This is a genomic window from Escherichia sp. HH26CH (assembly GCF_009820205.1).
Taxonomy (GTDB): domain Bacteria; phylum Pseudomonadota; class Gammaproteobacteria; order Enterobacterales; family Enterobacteriaceae; genus Escherichia; species Escherichia coli_F.
Genome location: NZ_VNXM01000050.1, coordinates 1 through 1,732, shown reverse-complemented (window position 1 = coordinate 1,732; position 1,732 = coordinate 1). Strand labels below are relative to the sequence as shown.

General features: G+C 52.5%; 1 rRNA gene. It reads right to left on the bottom strand.

The annotated features are described in order from the left end of the window. Positions 1-44: 44 nt before the first annotated feature. Positions 45-1,586: ribosomal RNA gene (locus FQ015_RS16735) — 16S ribosomal RNA — on the bottom strand. Between the last annotated feature and the right edge of the window lie 146 nt (positions 1,587-1,732).

Below are 1,732 nucleotides of genomic sequence, written 5' to 3'. Positions count from 1 at the left end.
ATCAGACAATCTGTGTGAGCACTGCAAAGTACAGTTCTTTAAGGTAAGGAGGTGATCCAACCGCAGGTTCCCCTACGGTTACCTTGTTACGACTTCACCCCAGTCATGAATCACAAAGTGGTAAGCGCCCTCCCGAAGGTTAAGCTACCTACTTCTTTTGCAACCCACTCCCATGGTGTGACGGGCGGTGTGTACAAGGCCCGGGAACGTATTCACCGTGGCATTCTGATCCACGATTACTAGCGATTCCGACTTCATGGAGTCGAGTTGCAGACTCCAATCCGGACTACGACGCACTTTATGAGGTCCGCTTGCTCTCGCGAGGTCGCTTCTCTTTGTATGCGCCATTGTAGCACGTGTGTAGCCCTGGTCGTAAGGGCCATGATGACTTGACGTCATCCCCACCTTCCTCCAGTTTATCACTGGCAGTCTCCTTTGAGTTCCCGGCCGGACCGCTGGCAACAAAGGATAAGGGTTGCGCTCGTTGCGGGACTTAACCCAACATTTCACAACACGAGCTGACGACAGCCATGCAGCACCTGTCTCACGGTTCCCGAAGGCACATTCTCATCTCTGAAAACTTCCGTGGATGTCAAGACCAGGTAAGGTTCTTCGCGTTGCATCGAATTAAACCACATGCTCCACCGCTTGTGCGGGCCCCCGTCAATTCATTTGAGTTTTAACCTTGCGGCCGTACTCCCCAGGCGGTCGACTTAACGCGTTAGCTCCGGAAGCCACGCCTCAAGGGCACAACCTCCAAGTCGACATCGTTTACGGCGTGGACTACCAGGGTATCTAATCCTGTTTGCTCCCCACGCTTTCGCACCTGAGCGTCAGTCTTCGTCCAGGGGGCCGCCTTCGCCACCGGTATTCCTCCAGATCTCTACGCATTTCACCGCTACACCTGGAATTCTACCCCCCTCTACGAGACTCAAGCTTGCCAGTATCAGATGCAGTTCCCAGGTTGAGCCCGGGGATTTCACATCTGACTTAACAAACCGCCTGCGTGCGCTTTACGCCCAGTAATTCCGATTAACGCTTGCACCCTCCGTATTACCGCGGCTGCTGGCACGGAGTTAGCCGGTGCTTCTTCTGCGGGTAACGTCAATGAGCAAAGGTATTAACTTTACTCCCTTCCTCCCCGCTGAAAGTACTTTACAACCCGAAGGCCTTCTTCATACACGCGGCATGGCTGCATCAGGCTTGCGCCCATTGTGCAATATTCCCCACTGCTGCCTCCCGTAGGAGTCTGGACCGTGTCTCAGTTCCAGTGTGGCTGGTCATCCTCTCAGACCAGCTAGGGATCGTCGCCTAGGTGAGCCGTTACCCCACCTACTAGCTAATCCCATCTGGGCACATCCGATGGCAAGAGGCCCGAAGGTCCCCCTCTTTGGTCTTGCGACATTATGCGGTATTAGCTACCGTTTCCAGTAGTTATCCCCCTCCATCAGGCAGTTTCCCAGACATTACTCACCCGTCCGCCACTCGTCAGCAAATCAGCAAGCTGATTCCTGTTACCGTTCGACTTGCATGTGTTAGGCCTGCCGCCAGCGTTCAATCTGAGCCATGATCAAACTCTTCAATTTAAAAGTTTGATGCTCAAAGAATTAAACTTCGTAATGAATTACGTGTTCACTCTTGAGACTTGGTATTCATTTTTCGTCTTGCGACGTTAAGAATCCGTATCTTCGAGTGCCCACACAGATTGTCTGATAAATTGTTAAAGAGCAGT